Origin of the sequence: Bacillus salitolerans (genome assembly GCF_042680805.1) — a bacterium.
GTDB classification, from domain to species: domain Bacteria; phylum Bacillota; class Bacilli; order Bacillales; family SA4; genus Bacillus_CJ; species Bacillus_CJ salitolerans.
Genome location: NZ_JBHUEM010000005.1, coordinates 169911 through 187820, shown reverse-complemented (window position 1 = coordinate 187820; position 17910 = coordinate 169911). Strand labels below are relative to the sequence as shown.

At 33.5% G+C, this 17910-nt stretch carries 18 protein-coding genes; 10 read left to right on the top strand and 8 right to left on the bottom strand.

Annotated elements, in window-relative coordinates; genetic code table 11:
- Positions 1-664: 664 nt before the first annotated feature.
- Complete coding sequence (locus ACFSCX_RS06930; protein ID WP_377927447.1) at positions 665-871, bottom strand: hypothetical protein; 207 nt, start codon at positions 869-871, stop codon at positions 665-667.
- A gap of 97 nt (positions 872-968) precedes the next feature.
- Here ACFSCX_RS06930 and ACFSCX_RS06925 point away from each other — a divergent pair, with 97 nt between their 5' ends.
- On the top strand, positions 969-1142 hold the full coding sequence (locus ACFSCX_RS06925) for a hypothetical protein (RefSeq protein WP_377927446.1): 174 nt from the start codon (positions 969-971) through the stop codon (positions 1140-1142).
- Positions 1143-1247: 105 nt separating this feature from the next.
- Here ACFSCX_RS06925 and ACFSCX_RS06920 read toward each other — a convergent pair whose 3' ends face one another.
- From ACFSCX_RS06920 to ACFSCX_RS06910, 3 genes are all read right to left on the bottom strand, one after another.
- The gene (locus ACFSCX_RS06920; RefSeq protein WP_377927445.1) at positions 1248-3788 is read right to left on the bottom strand and encodes a bifunctional diguanylate cyclase/phosphodiesterase; all 2541 of its coding nucleotides are present in this window, start codon (positions 3786-3788) and stop codon (positions 1248-1250) included.
- Between the two features lie 295 nt (positions 3789-4083).
- A complete protein-coding gene (locus ACFSCX_RS06915; protein WP_377927444.1) occupies positions 4084-4956 on the bottom strand; it encodes a hypothetical protein in 873 nt (290 codons plus the stop codon).
- Positions 4957-4972: 16 nt separating this feature from the next.
- A complete protein-coding gene (locus ACFSCX_RS06910) occupies positions 4973-5566 on the bottom strand; it encodes a matrixin family metalloprotease (protein ID WP_377927443.1) in 594 nt (197 codons plus the stop codon).
- A 232-nt stretch (positions 5567-5798) separates the two neighbouring features.
- Between ACFSCX_RS06910 and ACFSCX_RS06905 the strand changes: the two genes are divergently transcribed.
- Together ACFSCX_RS06905 and ACFSCX_RS06900 are read left to right on the top strand one after the other, a co-directional pair.
- Positions 5799-7043 (top strand): tetratricopeptide repeat protein, encoded by a 1245-nt coding sequence (locus ACFSCX_RS06905; protein ID WP_377927442.1) that lies wholly within the window; start codon positions 5799-5801, stop codon positions 7041-7043.
- An 8-nt stretch (positions 7044-7051) separates the two neighbouring features.
- Positions 7052-7192, top strand: coding sequence for a hypothetical protein (locus ACFSCX_RS06900; RefSeq protein ID WP_377927441.1), 141 nt, complete (start codon positions 7052-7054; stop codon positions 7190-7192).
- Between the two features lie 42 nt (positions 7193-7234).
- Here the strand turns inward: ACFSCX_RS06900 and ACFSCX_RS06895 are convergent, their stop codons facing one another.
- The gene (locus ACFSCX_RS06895; protein WP_377927440.1) at positions 7235-8482 is read right to left on the bottom strand and encodes a replication initiation protein; all 1248 of its coding nucleotides are present in this window, start codon (positions 8480-8482) and stop codon (positions 7235-7237) included.
- 1140 nt (positions 8483-9622) lie between these two features.
- Between ACFSCX_RS06895 and ACFSCX_RS06890 the strand changes: the two genes are divergently transcribed.
- The 7 genes from ACFSCX_RS06890 to ACFSCX_RS06860 all read left to right on the top strand — a co-directional run bounded on the left by ACFSCX_RS06890 (position 9623) and on the right by ACFSCX_RS06860 (position 14576).
- The gene (locus ACFSCX_RS06890; protein WP_377927439.1) at positions 9623-10015 is read left to right on the top strand and encodes a YhjD family protein; all 393 of its coding nucleotides are present in this window, start codon (positions 9623-9625) and stop codon (positions 10013-10015) included.
- Positions 10012-10347, top strand: coding sequence for a YolD-like family protein (locus ACFSCX_RS06885; RefSeq protein WP_377927438.1), 336 nt, complete (start codon positions 10012-10014; stop codon positions 10345-10347). The genes ACFSCX_RS06890 and ACFSCX_RS06885 overlap by 4 nt, the downstream gene beginning before the upstream one ends.
- A gap of 209 nt (positions 10348-10556) precedes the next feature.
- Positions 10557-11714 (top strand): hypothetical protein, encoded by a 1158-nt coding sequence (locus ACFSCX_RS06880; RefSeq protein WP_377927437.1) that lies wholly within the window; start codon positions 10557-10559, stop codon positions 11712-11714.
- Positions 11711-12493, top strand: coding sequence for a hypothetical protein (locus ACFSCX_RS06875; RefSeq protein ID WP_377927436.1), 783 nt, complete (start codon positions 11711-11713; stop codon positions 12491-12493). The genes ACFSCX_RS06880 and ACFSCX_RS06875 overlap by 4 nt, the downstream gene beginning before the upstream one ends.
- 149 nt (positions 12494-12642) lie before the next feature.
- A complete protein-coding gene (locus tag ACFSCX_RS06870; protein ID WP_377927435.1) occupies positions 12643-12861 on the top strand; it encodes a DUF2187 family protein in 219 nt (72 codons plus the stop codon).
- Between the two features lie 40 nt (positions 12862-12901).
- The gene (locus tag ACFSCX_RS06865) at positions 12902-13675 is read left to right on the top strand and encodes a hypothetical protein (RefSeq protein ID WP_377927434.1); all 774 of its coding nucleotides are present in this window, start codon (positions 12902-12904) and stop codon (positions 13673-13675) included.
- 97 nt (positions 13676-13772) lie between these two features.
- The gene (locus ACFSCX_RS06860; RefSeq protein WP_377927433.1) at positions 13773-14576 is read left to right on the top strand and encodes a hypothetical protein; all 804 of its coding nucleotides are present in this window, start codon (positions 13773-13775) and stop codon (positions 14574-14576) included.
- A gap of 219 nt (positions 14577-14795) precedes the next feature.
- Here the strand turns inward: ACFSCX_RS06860 and ACFSCX_RS06855 are convergent, their stop codons facing one another.
- Genes ACFSCX_RS06855 through ACFSCX_RS06845 form a run of 3 tightly spaced genes read right to left on the bottom strand, consistent with a single transcriptional unit; the run spans position 14796 to position 17894 of the window.
- Complete coding sequence (locus tag ACFSCX_RS06855) at positions 14796-15248, bottom strand: hypothetical protein (RefSeq protein ID WP_377927432.1); 453 nt, start codon at positions 15246-15248, stop codon at positions 14796-14798.
- 53 nt (positions 15249-15301) lie between these two features.
- On the bottom strand, positions 15302-15943 hold the full coding sequence (locus ACFSCX_RS06850) for a hypothetical protein (protein WP_377927431.1): 642 nt from the start codon (positions 15941-15943) through the stop codon (positions 15302-15304).
- Between the two features lie 22 nt (positions 15944-15965).
- Positions 15966-17894, bottom strand: coding sequence for a peptidoglycan DD-metalloendopeptidase family protein (locus tag ACFSCX_RS06845; RefSeq protein WP_377927430.1), 1929 nt, complete (start codon positions 17892-17894; stop codon positions 15966-15968).
- Positions 17895-17910 lie beyond the last annotated feature (16 nt).

Genomic DNA, 17910 nt, shown 5'->3' with positions numbered 1-17910 from the left:
TCCCACGACGTTATTTTCTAAAAACACAAAAAGAGCCTATCTAACAAGTAATGTATAAAAACTTGCATAATTTAGGCTCTATAAACTATTTCTTTGTGTAGGTAGAGCACCCTTTAGTTCAATAACAAAAAATTTGTTTAATAGGCTTTTTCCATTAACTCATAAATCTTATTGCTTAAATTTTCTTTCATTTTCCCATGTTCTTTATCGGAGTATTGATATTCAGAATTACGCCACTTTTCACCAGAATATTGCCAAACAGGATAGGGAATTCGTTCTTCAGGTTCCCAATTATATCGAGGAAACACATGGGCATGTAAATAAGCATCTGTATTCCCATATTCCTATAAATGTTTTTTTAATCCTTCTTATTTAACAATCCTGCACCGTTAGCACAGAAGCGACTGCTCTTATCGACAATCACTACCGTTATGGAATTTTATTTTAAGAAATTCCGAAAGACATCAATAATCAAAGGTATTCCACAAGCTACCATCAAAACAAACCCACTATATCGAAATATTACTTCTACATTATCCGTAACGTCTTTCCAAAAGAAAAAATAAGGTATAGGTAAAATCAGTAATACAAAACCAACCATAAACCCATAAAAGAAAGTTCTTTGTTTATCCAAATTTTATTTTCCTCTCTATAATACTCTTCTTCAACAAACCTGCTCCGTTAGTGCAACAAGCACAACTTCGTTAATGTGCATAATTATTAGTAAATATACATCCCTCGTAACTGTAAGGATAAACAGTAGTTGCATGATTGTAAGACCATCATACACACTCTTCCATAAAAAAGGGAAGTCCTTAACTGGAAAAAAGTGTTGCATTTTATCAAGCAAAAACTGTGTCAACTCTTTCAAGCGGTCACACCATTTGACTTTTTGATGGCGTGACTAGGTTTTTGCTTTATTTTTCGATTGTTCTGTCCTTATAATTTAAAGAAAAAGAGGTGTAAGGATGAGTGAATTATGGAAGCACTTAACCCCTGAACAGAAATCGATGTTCCAGGAATATAAACAAAACATGATAGATGCAAGAAATCCTAAAGAAGTGCTTTACTTCTCACTGTTACTCAATCAAATAATTGATGTTGCGGAACAAGAACAGGCAAAGGGATTGGATAATCATTAAATTCATTGTTTGGACTGACTTTCATAAAAACACTCCCCTGGTTAATTTTATTAACTTTTTTATAAATCTACATGAATCACCCCCTTTCCTTTCTGAGTTTCCTTTCTAAGCAAATCTTGCAAGACTGCTTTTATGATTGTTTAACAATTTCTCCAATTCTTCAGCTGGTAATGGCTTACTGAACCAGTACCCTTGTATCTCTTCACACTTTTTAGCTTGAAGATAATCGACATGAGCTACATCCTCTACCCCTTCTGCCACTACTTTTAAATTCAAACTCTTCGCAAGCATGATAATAGCTTCAGCGATCTCACTATTTTCTCCATTTTCACGAATGACTTCAATGAATGAACGGTCGATTTTCAGTGTGTTTAGTGGGAAATTCTTGAGATAACTTAGTGATGAATAACCAGTGCCAAAGTCATCGACAGCAATTGTTATGCCATACTCTTTTAACTCTCTTAATGCGTTGACTGTATTGCTAGCCATTAGAACGGATTCCGTGATCTCAATTTCAAAGAGTTCTGGCGGTACAGAGTATTCTATTAAAATTTCTTTCACCCGATTTACGAGTTTTTCTGGTGCGGCAAATTGAACAGCTGAAAAGTTTACAGCCACTTTCACGTCATGTCCTTTTCTTCTCCATTCAGCAACCTTCTCACATGATTTCGCCATCACAATTTCCCAAACATCATTGACTAATCCTGTCTTTTCGGCGATTGGAATAAAGGAATTTGGTGAAACCGTCCCTAGCTTTTCATCATACCAACGGACCAATGCTTCAACTCCTGTAATTCGATCTTCGTCTAAATGATATTTCGGTTGAAATGCAACGTCGATATCACCTAGCTTTAATGATTCTCGTAGTCTCATTTCAATTTCAAATTCTTCCTGGGAACCGCTCATTGTATGGTTATAGATAACGGCTTGATTCCCTCCCTTATCCTTCGCCTCATACATAGCAATGTCAGCGTACTTGATTAACGTATCGACATCTAAGCTATGTTCACTGTAAATACTGATACCAATTGAGGTTGTAACAAAATATTCTTGTTCATCGATGATCTTAGGTTTTCGGAACCCTTCAAGTATCTTATCAACAATCTCATGGACCCCAAAAAGATGTTTATAAGGTAAGATGACAATAAATTCATCTCCCCCTTGTCTTGAAATAAATCCTTTGCTCCCTACACTTTCCTTTAATAAATGTCCAATTTTCTTGATGATTTTATCGCCAAACTCATGTCCCTTAGAGTCATTAATCGTTTTAAATCGGTCGATATCAAGAAACAGAATCGCAATAGAAGTCTTTTGTAAATCAGCTTCATAAATAGCATCTTTTAAGTATGTCTGCATGTACCTTCTGTTAGGTAATGAAGTTAACGGATCATGATAAGCTTGAAACTCAATCACCTTTTTGCTTTCGTTAATTTCAGCTGTAAAACTCTTCAAACTCTTACTCATGGTATTCACTTCATTTGCAAGTGCTCCTAGTTCGTCTTTGGAACGAATATCAATTTTATTTCCAAAGTGACCCGCAGCAATATAACGGATACCCTTTAAGATTTTATCTAATGGTGCTAATGTCTTTTGAGCGAATAATCGAATGACTGTAACAACCAAAACAACCGCTAAAAGGCTTATCCATATATACACACTCATTTGTTTGTCTAGTTTTGAGCTAATAAAGTCGTAGTCATAACTAATAGAAATAACATAAGGTTTATCATGAATTACGGCCGGAAAGAAATACTTGTAGACGTTCTTATTATTGATGTTATTCATGTATGTTAACGTTCTCTTTTGAATCGTCGCTTGTTTCACTAATGCGATGTCTTGTTCAGTTCTAAAGATATACGTACCCGCAAGTATTGGCTCATCACTTAAACGGACAATTTGATTACCGTTTATCTCCCTTATCTTCTCCCCTTCTCCAAAGGTAGAGGGATTGATGACGGTAATTTCTAATATCTCGTCAGCATAGTTAGATACATTTTGAATAAGTTGCTGCGCCCCAAATTCTTTCTCATAGTAAAGTATACTTTCATCACGTAAATAGGGATTAATCACATAATCCGTCTTGCCTGTGAAGTAATATCCCCATTTATCAACATGGTTAGGATCCGAAGAGGAGATTTCTGTTGGACCTGACCAATAATGGGGTAACGTTTGACCTTTATCCTTCATAGATACCCTATGGTTGGACAGTAACTCTTGTAGTGCTACGTGGGTATATCCCCATTCCTTTGTACTGATATTCATTTCATTCGGATTACTAGATTTGACTCCGATAATATCAGATTTACTCTTATTTTCTTGGTATAGAGTAATATGATCGATTCCAAGCTCTTTTGACAATTCCTTTAATTGTGTATTCGTAACATGTTGTGCCTGGTTAGGAAGTGCGTATTCAATGGCAATGGACGAAGATCGTAAATTAGCACCAATTAAATCTTCTACATAAGCCGTACCCTTTTCTGCTTTTTCTATTTGCCATGCAAGGTAGTCAGATATTAATTTTAGCTTATGTTCTTCCGTCTGTATTAACAGATCCTTTGTTTTGAAATAATTCATAGCATTATTAACGACCAATACAGTTACGACAATAGTTGAAAAGAGAATGGTTAATTTTGTTTTGATTGGCATTTCACATATCCTTTCACAACAACGAAAAAAACCCCCACCATTAAAAAAGCAAATTTACGCTAAAATAGCTTGCTTTATAACGGTGGGGTATTCCCAATCGTTCTCTATTTATTTCATTGTTAAATTATATCATTTTTTTCCAATGAGTAACAGAGTGTTTAGGAAATCTATGAATTTTAATACTATTAATTAGTTAAATTTGTGGACCTTCCAAAATACGTTAGATTGTTCTTGGCTCATTACTGCAAACCATAATTGGGAGATAGAATCCAGTAATTATAGCTGTAAGGGTAGTTTAGTTTAGCAATTTTATTATCTTCTTATATTCATTAGTATCCTTTTCGATGATACTACCTTCTCTAGATGTTATAGTTACAGCTCCAGGATCTTCTTCCCTATTATTTAGGAAAATAAGATATTCCTTTCCTACTTCAAGAGTGTTTGGTAAAAGTAAAGAATGTACATTTTCTAAGTTTCCATTCTTATATGCCTTATTGATCTTATAACCAACAATTGCTAAACCATTTTGTTCTGGAGTTACTTCGGAAACAGTGATGCTAAGAATATGGTCAGCTTTATCTACTAATTCATGATCACTAAGCTTGTCTACTGATTGTTTTTTATTAGTTTTCTCTTTTTTATAATTTGATTGTATATGCTTTTTCAACTCACCATAGTTATTGAACTTCTCTTCAACAAAAGGGGGTACATAGGTCTTTTTGAAAACATCTTCTAATCTCGATAAAGTACCATCTTCTTCAACCTTAATTACAAACTCTTCATTTAATACAAAAAAATCTTTGTCATACACATTAGAACTGAAATCTTTTATAAATAATAGGTACTCTTTATCCATTTCAAGAATATCTTTTTCAGTTGTGTACACTAATATTTCCTCTGGTGTACCACCAAGAACTGAATCAGTAATGGTAACTTTGTAAATATCTCTTGAATTATTTAATTTCTCAAACGCATTTATTGTTCCCAAAACAACATGATCAGAATATTTTTCGATTGCATTCTCCAAAGACATTTCATCTTCAGTTAACCCATGTACAAGTTTGTTCATGTGAACTTCATTTAACTCTAAACTATTTGAAGTACTTAAGGAACACCCGCTTGAAAAGACCATTGTGAGTATCGCCAATATTAGAGAAATTTTATACATATCTTACTCCTTATTTTTAATAATTTTGTTGTAAATGATTGATATCCCTTGTAGATAAAGTGTCATTCGATGCATCTGCATTCATCAAATCACCAGAGTTACTACTATGACCCAGCCATCCTAATCCATGTCCTAATTCATGAGTAAACATTAGATTATAATTAGAAAATCCATAATACCATGGTAATTTTGGTGTATAAATCTTAGATTTCATTCTCCAATTTTCTTTAGTTGTTCCATTATATGTATGATTCCCTATAAGGTAAAGATATTCGGGTACACATACAGCTCGATAAACTTCCAGTGATGGTTCCATTTCTCGTAAGGTTGATTGATTTCCCCCATACCAGTGTATTGAGGAAGAAGCCTTTTCATCCGCACCATATGTGGATATTCCAGCATCACTGCTCCACTGGTCTCTCGCATAGTCTTGATATGAGGTAAAATCACTTACCGTGAAGCCGTCTATAACATTTGACCAAATATATCTATTACTGTCATTTCCAATCTTATCTAAATTTGAATACCAATATGATAAAGTCTTTCCATGAGCAACTTGTGGAAGGACCATCATAATTACAAAAACAAACAACAATGTTCTTCTCATCATTAAAGGTAAATCTCCTTATCAATTAAATTTAGTAATAATTTATAAGGAAAGCGCTTTCCATAAATTCATCATAACAACCTTTTTCAATTTTCTGTATTGGGAAATTTTGATTTGGTTTTAATGTATTTCTATTAGAAATCCAAACAAAATATTAAAATTACATTTATTGTATGTATAAAATATTGGGAAAATTTGATACATTTGAATAAAATGTAAGACTTTGGAGGTAACTATGAACATAGGTTTTATTATCAGAGGCTACCGAAAAAAATTAGAGTTGACTCAAGATGCTTTAGCTCATGGCATTTGTTCCGTTTCCCATTTATCTAAAATAGAGAATGGCAGCAAAGAAGTAAATCATAAGACTATCGATTTGCTCTTGTTACGTTTAAACCTAAATTACAACAAGGTGTTAGAAGAAAGAAATCAATATTTGATTATCATTCAACAATTCTATAAAAACATAATCTACCAAGACCTTGAAACTGTTATGAACTCACTAAAAGATTTGCAGGAAAAACAAGAAGATATATCTCTTTATGGACTTAAAAACTATTTAGAACTTATTTTTTTCAGATATTATATTTTCCGAGAAGATAAAAAAAAGATGCAAGAATATAAAAAACAGTTAACACAAAAAGCTCATAAATTTTCCCAACAAGAAACACTACTTTTTACTTACTTTAATGCCGTATACTTGATATTAGAAAGAAAATTAAAAGATGCTGTAGTACTACTCACAGAATTAAAAGATAAAGAACAAGATTTTGAACATTTTGGGGATTTCTATTACCACTTTTCCTTAGTAATGAGTATGGTAAAGAACCCTGGAGCAGCTATATTCTATGGGATTAAGGCACTTGAACATTTCCAGGTTCATAATAACTTTACAAGAAAGCTTCATATCCAAATGAATTTAGCTATTTGCTACCAGCGTATTGGTGCTAATACGGAATCTCAATACTTCTATGAGCTTTTATTAAATAATGCAACAAGAAACGGTGACAGTAAGACAATAGCAGAGATAACACACAATCTATCCATTTTAAAAAAATCTCAAGATCAACATGAGGAGGCAATAGAACTGCTACAAAAGAGTATTGATGCTTCTAAATTAGCTGGCATTTCCCACCTAACCACACTTGCTCAATTAGTTGAGACATATATTGAAAAAGGTGAAAATGAACAAGCACTTACATTAATACCTGAAGTACTCTTACTATCCAAAAAAGAACAGCATACTGCAAAAGAAATTAAATATCGATATAAGGAAGAATTCTTACGTTTACCCATTCAGAAATTTGCGGAAAAACATCGTAATTTTAAGAAACTGGAACAACATCACTTTTATGATGATATCATTACTTATTGTTCTGCCTTGGTAGAATATTATGATAGAAAACAAGATTTGCGGAATAAAATCTTATACTTAGAGATTAGTAATAATGCTTTGAAAAGTAAACTATCTGGAGGATGAAACATAAAATGAGAATACTTTTGTTATCTAGTTTGTTAATTTTTTCAATGATCCATTTATCACAGACAGATATTCCACTAGTAGAAGAAAATGAAATAGCTACAGTAAATCCGCTAGAGGATGAACCTATCTATCCCCCAGTAGGTTAAATTAAAAAGGAGATGCCTTTAAATCGTAAGGTCATCTCCTTTTTAATTCTTTTTTAAAGCTATACGATAAGTTTGTTTTGCTACAAGATTATCGATTGAGGAATCAGATATTGGTTCTAGTCCATTCTCTCTTCGGATTTCAATGATAGGAATAAACAACTCATAGCAATATTTTTTTAATTCCTGTTTAGCGCCTTCTTTGGTGAGAAGCTGTTCCTTTACTTTTTGCTCCATAAAGAATGCGTAGCTATGAATCTTTTTATTTATTTCTTCCACAGTTGGTACATCGATATGCTGAGATGGAGAAGGTATTTCTGCATAGTTCCCTTCAATTGCCTTGATAATATAACCACTAATATTATCAATATTCTCTTTTCCTTTATCTTTCACAACATACTTTACATTACCTAATATGTGCTCTTGACTAAAAAGAACAGTCAGTTCTTTTGCCTTTTGTGGTCGAACACCAAATCTTACTAACATGCCATATGGATCATCTTTAAACTCTTCCTTGTTTGCAACATCTTCAATGAAATGGGTGTTACTATTTATGTAAAAGTTAAAACCTACTACCTTTCTTCCTCTTTTTAGTTCGTCAAATGAAAAAGAAATATCGGTTTTTTCTTTCAGCTCCTCTTGAGCTTTTAATAAAACCTTACTTTTAAAGTGTCCATATTGTTCATATTTATCATCTGGAATACATAAATAATATCTAAGCTTTGCATATGAGATTTCACGTTTATGTATCTTCTCATATTGTTTTAATAACTCATACATTCTCATAGAATATTCACTTCGCAAACGAAGTACATTCCTAAGCTTAAAAGGTGTATACTCATTTTTTAATTGAACTAAAAATGGACGCAGCTTGGTGGAGAACTCCAATTCTACAACGCCCTCGCCCATAAAGTACTCTGAACTAGATAACCAATTTATTAGAAGCTCCTTCTCTCCAGTTGCAATTCTCAGCATCTTCTGTTGGAGCCCTACAACAATCTCACGTACTTTTCGATAATAGTTTTTCTCTTGAATACCTAATATGTCAGCTAAATCTTTTACTTTTATTCTGTGAAGGCGAAAATCCTCATCGTCAGGCTGAATAAGAGAAGCTAATGTTAGAATGATTCGACGTTCTTGCAAGTTTAGATCTTGCGGTGTTTCAATTAATCGATTCGATTGGCTAACAATATATTCAGGGGATATTCTCGTAGTTAATTCTTCTTCCCAAGAAAGTTGTTCACTTTTCGCCATAACTATCACCTCACCTTTACTATACAGAACCCTATCCATATATTTCTACTCCTCAAATGGTGATAGTTCGGTTAAAAACACACTTTTTTAAGGGGAAATACATACATAAAATTATACTATCACTCTTTAAGGAGTAACAAAAGGACATAGAACTAAATGTATTTCAGGGAAATAATAACTATCACCTTTCGAAGTGTCAGAGACTCCCTAAATGGTGATAGTTTAAGGAATACACACTTATTTCATGAAATTTCATACAAATAAATTTAAACTATCACTCTTTAAGGAGTCAAAAAGGAACAGCGAGATAATAGGAATTTCTTATCCTATAACTAACTATCACTATTTGATGAGTCAAACACCCCCCAAATAGTGATAGTTTATAAAAAGTATCACTTAATATAGGTTTAAATATAAATAATAAAGTTTAACTATCACTTTTTAAGGAGTCAAAATGACATCAAATACACCTATTTTACGATTAAATCACCTAACTATTCCTAATTTATATGAACATACTCCCCAAATAGTGATAGTTATAGAATAATCTAATCCTTAATGTGTGATAGTTAGTAAAATATACTCCCTAAATAGTGATAGTTACATGAAATAATATAAAATAACCTGTTATCACTCCTTAAATAGTGAGCTTTACCTTCAATTACATTCAATACTCCTCAAGTAGTGATAATAAGACTCCACATATAGTGAGAGATTACTATATAAATAGTGATAGTTATACTCCTTAATTAGTGATAGATTAGTATACAAATAGTGAGAGTTAACTCCTATAATAGTGATGAATTTTGTCGATATAGCTTGATATATGTATATTTAGGATAGGTGAAAACACAAAATACAAGAAATCAAAAGATATAAACATTAAATATATTATGTAAAACATAGAATTATTCGTAGAAATGTAAAAAGTAGAAGATGAATTATTATTTTTTCTTCTTATAATCCCTTGACTCTTCCAATTCAACTACAGTTTAAGAAGAAGTAGCCTCAGAAATCAAATTCGTTCTAATTAGTAAGTTACAGAATCAAAACACAAACCATTCTAGATAAGAATACTTCCACCAAAACCAAACACTTGTTCGTAATTGATTGTTATGATACATTAATAGTTAAAATAAGGAATGTTTCCGAAATACTAACCCAGAGGATGGACTAAAAATGGAACAAAATAGACCCACTGAACATGGTCCTACCATTGAAGATACATTAATGATGGATAACTATATTGTACTTATTACACTTATAAAGGTAGTTGATCATGATTTACGCCAAATCTCAGCAAGTGATTTTAAGATGGGGACAATCTATGAAGCATTTTTTGAGAAGCTTTTGAATCGGATTTTGAAGGATATTAAAGAACTTAAAACAGCTATGAAAAAAAAAGGAATTGTCGTTCGTGATCGAGTAAACCGTGATAAAGAGTATGTATATTGGCCGTATCTTTGCAGAGGGTATTCAGGAAATATCAACAGATGGATATATGCTCTTAAATCACAATGTAACGAAAAACTACGCGAATATCTTGATTTAAAGGAAAGTGATAGTGAGTGACTATTCGAGATCGTAATTTAATGAAGTATGCCCCCTTTCTCATGCCCGAACACCGTCAGATGCTCAGACAAGTGGAGGAAGAATTATACGTTCATAAAAGCAAACCTGTATTGGATGAACAGAGGCTTGAAGAACTAAATGTCACTCTAAGTGAAGGGTTAGAGAATCAAAGAGAGCTTATTTTCACTTATTTTTATCACCATGATTTTCGCTTTGAAATTGGTTTTGTAAAAGCGGTAGATCCTGTCTCTAAAGTTATTCGAATAGTTGATAAGCTTGACAATCCGAGCACCCTACCATTTGAAAGTATTATTGATATACGATTTCATTAGTCTACTTTAAGTAGGCTTTTTTTTAGGAGATGCACCAAATAGAAAAATTCTTAGTTTTTACAAAATGCGAGAAAACGTTGTTATATCAACGTTTATTGGCTTTATAAATGTTGGAAATTGCTTTAAATATGCAATCAGGCAGGAAAATTTTAGGTATAATCAAAGTAGGAAATATACTTAATATTTGTTGAAAAAAGGAGTGGAATACCATGATTAATACTATTCTGGAAGGTATCAATATAGGATTAGCATATAGACGAGGAAAGCAAACAGGAGCAGCGGGATTGTTAGGGTTCGCATTGTTCTTCCTTATTGCTTTTAGTTGGAAGGACTACGTATATCCATTTTTAGAAATGATTGGTCTTATCGGTTTAGCAGAACAAATCGGATTAATTCAAGAGCAACCATATATGACCGCACTCTATGTATTTCTATTTTGGATTTTTCTTTGCATTCTACTTCCTCTTTTGGGAGTAGTTATCGGACTTCCTATATTACTAATTATTGGATTATTAAGTAATACGAAGTACGGTGGTAAAATCGGACTAGGAATCCTGTATGTTATTTTCTTTTCCCCATTATTAATTTTAGGTGCGATGATAGTGGTAGTAATATTAGTACTTGGTCTAGTCATTCAGCCTAGATCCACAATAGAGTATCTAAAATCTAAAAACCCGTCTTATCAAAAAAAGACCTTTATTGAGAGTGGAAAACATAATGAAATCTTTAAGGAAATATCAGCAGAGGACACATTTAATCGTCTCAATCGTATTCCTACTAATGGAGATAATTATTATTTAATAGGTTTAACAAGTGACCATAAATGGTATGTCTTACTTCCATCTCCTTACTATTTTCAAGATTCTATTATAGGTGTTCGGATGAAGGGAATACTCCCAAGCAACGGAGATAGAATGGATACTTCGTATGAAGCTGTCGTAAACAACGTTCGCTTCTATGACGCTTTTCAAATGGATATGATTTTGCAGGAGAATACTCTAAAACCTACTCATATCAGAAGGAAAGAACACTTAGAATCTGATAAACCGGATATCTATCGTAGACCTGAAAAAGTAAAGAGTACAGATATTATTCAATATTTTGATGTAAGTGAGTTACAAGAATTTATGGACTTTTTCTCCCATATAGCAACAAGTGATTATACAGTGTATATGGATAAAGTACAATTTGAATATATTGATGAGAGAGACGCTTACATTAGTGCGTTGTTAGGTGATTCTCAATCTAAACACTATGACAATTGGTTGAAGGATATTCAATTAATGACTGCAAGTAATACAGATGTTGTGAGCATTATGAGGTACGGTAGAACGAATACATGGGAAGGTGTTAGTAAGGAAGAATGAAGAATGTAGTACTTGAGAGACACATAGTAGATAAACCATCCATTACAGAAGACTTAAGTTATAAACAACAAAAATACTTAACTGAGATTCAACCACATAAAGAACATTTGACCAGTGTACGAGCATGGGACCTTTATGCTAAAGAACATGGATTGGTTTCCTCTCGTGCATTGATCTACCATTTCAAATCATTTAATTACTTAAAGGAGCTACTAGGCCTCACCATACAGGAAAGTCAATATGACAAAGAACATTTACTTGCACTTGTTCGAGAGCATAAGGATGCCCTTACCACAATCAGTATGTGGGATGCATATGCCAAAGATAATGCCCTACCTTCAGCATCTACTCTTATCTCACGCTTTGAAAACTGGAATACGTTAAAAACGCTGGTAAACGTTCCTCCTTCAAAGTCTGTTGCCAATACACTATATTCAAAAGAATCTGTTACCCATCTTTTGAATGAACATGGAAAACACTATCAAAATCAAGTACAGTGGGATAAATATGCTAGTGAGAATGGATTACCTTCTTATAGAACAATTAGAACATTATTTTCTTGGGATGAGTTCAAGAAAGTTGCGAAGTTCAAAACCAGGTATGACTACACCCAAGAAGAGTTACTCCATATTGCCCAAAAGCACGGGAATCATTTTACTTCCGCGAAGAATTGGAATGAATATGCGAAGAAACACCGACTACCGAGTGCTTCAACATATGCACGGAAAATTGGATTCGCTAACACGAAAGCATTAGTCAAAGCTAGCTCAAATAATTAACGTCACAGTAGCAACTTCCTACCATTTAGTATATAATCAAACTAATAAAATAGTATGTGAATGGGAATTCCCCACTATATATAGTTGTAGCTTTAAGGGCTGCATCTTGTTGTAGTGGGGTTTTTTGTTATGAAAAGGAGGATAAGAGTATGTCTGCCAAAACTAAACGAGCAAAACCAAGTTATAAAAATATTGCATTTGCTGGGGATCTAGTTAAATTCACTCGGATGAATAAGGAGATTATTGGTACAGTAGTGATTAGCAGAGAGAACTCCTTCATTGTGGAACTAGAAAAGAAAGATGTAGCTTTTCTTGATATCGAAAGTGACCGTACAGTAGTGTCTCACCATAACTATCAACTTGTATAAACTTTTACCTACGTACATTAAAAATAAGGAGAATCAAGAAATGGAGATAACTCTTAAACAGAAAACTAATGAATACGTAACTCATGTTTGTATGGGGTGGGTTGGTATTGTCCTAAGTACATTTTTGTACACATTACAAGACAAAGATGAAGTTATGATGAAGTACATAATGATAGCAATATTTATAGTTAGTAGTTTAAAATTCTTATTTTCATTCATTAAACTGTTCATGTTTATCGAAAATTATGAAAGTAACACCAATAAGGAATTCCGTATGAACAATATTTTCCGTAGGAAAGAGGTAACTCAAAGGAGTATTTTTGACTACATAAAGAATATTCCTTATGAACAGCCATTTACATTAATGAGTGTTATGGGATTGATCATGTATAACGAGTATCATAATTTTGATTACATGTTTCAACAAGCCTTAGAGCAGTTACCTGTCATTCACCATTTAGCACCTCCCCTACCCATTATGATCATGGTTATGCTATTAGGAAACTACATGTATCATATAAAGATAAAATATCTACACCGACTACTACGATTAATAATCATTTTATTTTCTCCTTTTATTATTAGCATATTTGTAATTGGGTTAATAAGTCCGTTACTTCTAGTTATACAAGGTTTTTTTACTCTTAGTTCTACTGATGAGTTTCTCATGATATTTTCGGACATCAAAACTTTATTTTGGTTGCTTGTTTATCCTATAACCAGCTTACATCTGTTGAACTGTAATTTTATCAATGAATACGATGATGGCATAAATGAAGGAATGAACAATGTGATTTTAATAAGGCATAATTAATAGAATAGGCCAATTTGCCTTATGGAGCTAGCTCAGCTTTGGAGTAAAAAAACTAAAAGTTAAACACTAATTCAAGAATTGAAAAGGATGAAAATATATGGAAATTAATGATGAGAAAAAATTTTCATGCTCTATAGAAGAATGGTGGTGGGCGAGGTATTATTCTGCCTTATATCACATAGATGGTGGTATTTATAGCAGATTGATACCTTACGACTCTAAAAAGTGGAAAAGCTTACTTTCTTTAATTTATTTTGGATTTATACCATTGTTTATCATCTTTTTGTTCAATGATAACCTTTTGTCCTTCTTATCATTGGTTGGTTTAACTTTCTACATTGCATATCGTTATTTTTATGGCGATCATAAAGAAGAATTAAAAAAAAGCTATCTTAATGCTACTGTACAGGGGAATAAAATAGACTTCATTACCCTTACGGATGAAGGTTTCTATGTGAATGAGTTTAACGACAACAATCCAGACGTACTACCTTTTGTTAAATGGAGTTCTGTTCACACCTTAGAATTCAGTTACGCAAACTGCTTTATAGGTAGTCCAGGAGTCAATTCCAAAAGCACCGATTGGTACCGTCTTCATAGGTATATAGAGTTTGTAAAACAAAAATACCCACCATACTCTATAAAACCCAAACTACTCCATAATAAAAATGGTGAGGAACGCTTTGCATTAGAAATGAAAATAGGACCTGAAGGAGAAAAACATCAAACTTTAGACCGTTCAAGGATTGCAATACCTAATGATTGGGTAGAAAACGGTAAAATGAAAGAACTAATATTGACTTTTGAAGAACTTAGCGGAAAAAAGGTCCAACTTCCTCCCAGATGGGGCATTAAATTGTTAGATAGTCTTAACGATTCATATGAAAACAACATGAATTAATACGGAGGTAGCTTTACGGAAAGAGCTATGCCCTAATTTTGTAAGAATAACCCATATGGAAACAAAATATAAAACGAAAGGTCCGTAAATTCTTAAATTTACGGACCTTTCTTACTATGAACCAAGATAAATTATTTTAATTAGAATGAAATATTGATAGGGAAACGTATTTATAGTCTGTCGTAATATTTAGTAAAGTAAACAATAGCAAGTGCTGTTTTAATTTTTGATTTTCATATTTGATTTGAATTTTTTCTTAGTCTTGGAAACTAAAGTTTTTTCCATAGTATCATTTTCATCCATCGTATAATAATCTAAATTAATTTCAGCCTTACGAATTTTGTCTTTATGCTTATAATGTATAACGTAAAGAGTGGTCGTTCCACCTGACCCACCATAATATTTATGCCATAACTCTGTTATGTCTTGGTAGAGTATTTTTATTTTACCAACTACAATATAACTTTCGGAAAGATGAATGTCTTTCTTTTTCCTGTTAAATGGTGTAAAAAAATAAATGATAGAAATCATCGGTATCAGAAGGACGTAACCTATCTGACCATTACCTTCAACATTCAGTAAGTACCAAGCATAGGCAAGGCTTATAAAAGCAAAGGTACACATAACGTAGTAAATAACACCTATTTTGGCTTTTAATATTTTCTTCTCCATTCAATCACCTTTCAAAAAATAAAATACAGCTTTCTTTATTGAATGAATTACCCCTATGATTTAGAATTGTTCCTAATCTCCCCAATTATTTCTAATGGTGATGTGGTAATTACATAAACGTCGTCATGCTGATGGTGAAACGTGTGTACCTTCTTTAATACCATAAGAACTTCCACCTCTACTCCATCTTCATAAAATAGGACAGCTCTTAGTTCTTCTTTTTCTATTCCAAATACTGTTTTTTCTTGAATAAGGGTAACCCCTTCTAATCGACCTTCTCTTGAGATGGCATCCATAAACTCCTTTGCCACTTCATACTTATCTACCTCATCTACGGAATATAGATCTTCCGAAAGAGTTTGCATATCAAAAGACTCTACAAAGGCGTCTACATCATCAAGCAGAATAGCTCCAATCATAAATTCAATTACATTCTTTTTCTGATTGTAAAACTCAATGATTTCTTCATCTAGACTTTCTTCATATCCTCCTTCTACTCTATCTGAATGCACCCATTTATGTGCATTTTCTTGAGCCTTCGCTTTTTCATATAGTTCCAAGACATTTTCTTTAGCACGTTCAAACTCCAACGATTCTTCGCTAATTACAGGCTTTGTCATGAAGAAAAATATACAAGCTATACTACTTATTAATACAACGACTAGAACAATTAATCCCTTCTGAGTACGATTCATCTCATCACCACTTTTTTGTTGTTTAGAAAGGGATATAGAACTCAGGATTTAATTTATAGGTTTTGGAAGAATTCCATTCTGGGCTATGAATTTCAAAGTGAAGATGTGCTCCGAATGAACGACCTGTATTACCCATATTCCCTAAAAATTGACCTTTCTGCACTTCTTGACCGACAGAAACCGCACGACCTGTCATATGGGCATAGACTGTTTCGTAAGGTACTCCTTCAATCTCATGTCGAATGTAAACCACATTCCCATAAGTATCAGAATAGTACGATCTACTAACCTTGCCATCTGCCACGGACACAATTGGAACATCCTGTGTACGTCCACCCTTTCCAATATCTACCCCATTGTGGTGTCCTCCACCACGTTTGCCGTATAGAGAAGTAATTTCACCTGTTGTTGGGCGCATGAATGCTCCGGCAGTCATTGGGGGGACATCTCCTCCTGGCATATAGGTTGCAGCCATGTGGAATTGCTCTGCATACTTCAATACCTTATCTACATACCATTCTGCACGATTATAATGCCAAATAGCTTTTCGTTTATCCGTTGCATATCCATTTGCTGAAAGCATTTTTGCAGCAGTATGAACGCTATCTGCTATATCCCAAGGATCTGCCTTCCCATCATTATTCGCATCCGTACCGTATCCGCCATATCTAGCAATCATTGACGGGTCCATTAGGATATGGTCAGGTATATCTAAATCTCCTAATCTAGTCCCCCCTCCAATGTTCCAACCAACCCATGTTTTTTTCATGAATTGAAAGTGGCCAACGGCTCCTACGGATGAAATCATTGAAGGATGAGTAGAAAATCCCGTCTCTACAAAATGTAGTGAAGCCAATACATACCAATCTACGTTATATGTTTTTGCAGCATCTAAATAATATGGCATATACTGAGCGGGTACATTTCCCCCAGGAATAATTGTCCCATTGAAGTCTATAAAACTATCTCCTAACCCCATTGAATTTAACCAGTTTGTATAGTTGATAGGTCCTCCATTTAGATCATATAGACTTTCTATTAATTGTTTATCTTTATAACCGTAACCAATAGAATTCAGCATTTGATCAAATAAAGAGTAATCCTCTTTTTCCGTACTTGCTTCTATTTCATATCTTTTTGTGCGCGTGTATGTGTATGTCTCTATTTTTCTCTCTATCTCTGTTTCTATGTCTATTTCTATTGTTGTTTTGTTACCTTTATCATCTAATCCTGTTACTTGTTTCTTCTCGGTGACAGTATCTGTCTCATAACGTGTAATGACAACTTCTTTCCAATCAGAAATGACCTCCTTGTAATCATAAGTAGCATTGAGGTTCCAAGCATTCACGAAAGTTATCTTTTCTACATACTGATCTTCCTTTATCGGTTCACTCACAGGGGTACAAACTCCGTCTGTACATACCTTAGATTTGGTTTCAGTCCATTCCTCATATTCTTCATACTCGAAGGTCGGTTTTAATGTAGTTGCCATTAAACGTATTAATTTTTTTTCTTCATTTTCATATTCCTTTGTATATACATCTACTTGAATAGCTGCAGCTAGTAACTCAACAGGTACACGATATTTTCGTTGTTCTGGTCTATTCATGTCTACTGTATTGTTGGATTGCTGAACCATGTATTCATATAAAGCTTTGGATTCTGTATCCAAGCCTTCTCCACTACTAAACATAAATGATGAAATGATCATGATTATTAGAACAAGTAAGATAGATCCTGCTATAACAAGTACAGCAGGAAGTCCAAGACCAGCTAGAATCCCTAGTAAAGCTTTCAGTACGCCCGCTCCGACTTTTAGAGCTAGTTTAGCCGCAGCTTGTGCACCTTTTTTAGCGAGTTTTTTTAGTGCTTTCTTTCCCGCCTTTTTAGCTTGTTGCTCAGCAAAACTTTTAACGGCCGAACGATTATCGTCATGTTCAGGTTGTGCCACTTAAACTCACCTTCTT

What these genes read in the sequence shown, in the direction of transcription:
- ACFSCX_RS06870 (WP_377927435.1), top strand. Translation starts at nt 12,643, where the DNA reads ATGTCTGCCAAAACTAAACGAGCAAAACCAAGTTATAAAAATATTGCA.
- ACFSCX_RS06855 (WP_377927432.1), bottom strand. Translation starts at nt 15,248, where the DNA reads ATGGAGAAGAAAATATTAAAAGCCAAAATAGGTGTTATTTACTACGTT.
- ACFSCX_RS06850 (WP_377927431.1), bottom strand. Translation starts at nt 15,943, where the DNA reads ATGAATCGTACTCAGAAGGGATTAATTGTTCTAGTCGTTGTATTAATA.
- ACFSCX_RS06925 (WP_377927446.1), top strand. Translation starts at nt 969, where the DNA reads ATGAGTGAATTATGGAAGCACTTAACCCCTGAACAGAAATCGATGTTC.
- ACFSCX_RS06905 (WP_377927442.1), top strand. Translation starts at nt 5,799, where the DNA reads ATGAACATAGGTTTTATTATCAGAGGCTACCGAAAAAAATTAGAGTTG.
- ACFSCX_RS06920 (WP_377927445.1), bottom strand. Translation starts at nt 3,788, where the DNA reads ATGCCAATCAAAACAAAATTAACCATTCTCTTTTCAACTATTGTCGTA.
- ACFSCX_RS06865 (WP_377927434.1), top strand. Translation starts at nt 12,902, where the DNA reads ATGGAGATAACTCTTAAACAGAAAACTAATGAATACGTAACTCATGTT.
- ACFSCX_RS06895 (WP_377927440.1), bottom strand. Translation starts at nt 8,482, where the DNA reads ATGGATAGGGTTCTGTATAGTAAAGGTGAGGTGATAGTTATGGCGAAA.
- ACFSCX_RS06910 (WP_377927443.1), bottom strand. Translation starts at nt 5,566, where the DNA reads ATGATGAGAAGAACATTGTTGTTTGTTTTTGTAATTATGATGGTCCTT.
- ACFSCX_RS06890 (WP_377927439.1), top strand. Translation starts at nt 9,623, where the DNA reads ATGGAACAAAATAGACCCACTGAACATGGTCCTACCATTGAAGATACA.
- ACFSCX_RS06900 (WP_377927441.1), top strand. Translation starts at nt 7,052, where the DNA reads ATGAGAATACTTTTGTTATCTAGTTTGTTAATTTTTTCAATGATCCAT.
- ACFSCX_RS06860 (WP_377927433.1), top strand. Translation starts at nt 13,773, where the DNA reads ATGGAAATTAATGATGAGAAAAAATTTTCATGCTCTATAGAAGAATGG.
- ACFSCX_RS06875 (WP_377927436.1), top strand. Translation starts at nt 11,711, where the DNA reads ATGAAGAATGTAGTACTTGAGAGACACATAGTAGATAAACCATCCATT.
- ACFSCX_RS06915 (WP_377927444.1), bottom strand. Translation starts at nt 4,956, where the DNA reads ATGTATAAAATTTCTCTAATATTGGCGATACTCACAATGGTCTTTTCA.
- ACFSCX_RS06880 (WP_377927437.1), top strand. Translation starts at nt 10,557, where the DNA reads ATGATTAATACTATTCTGGAAGGTATCAATATAGGATTAGCATATAGA.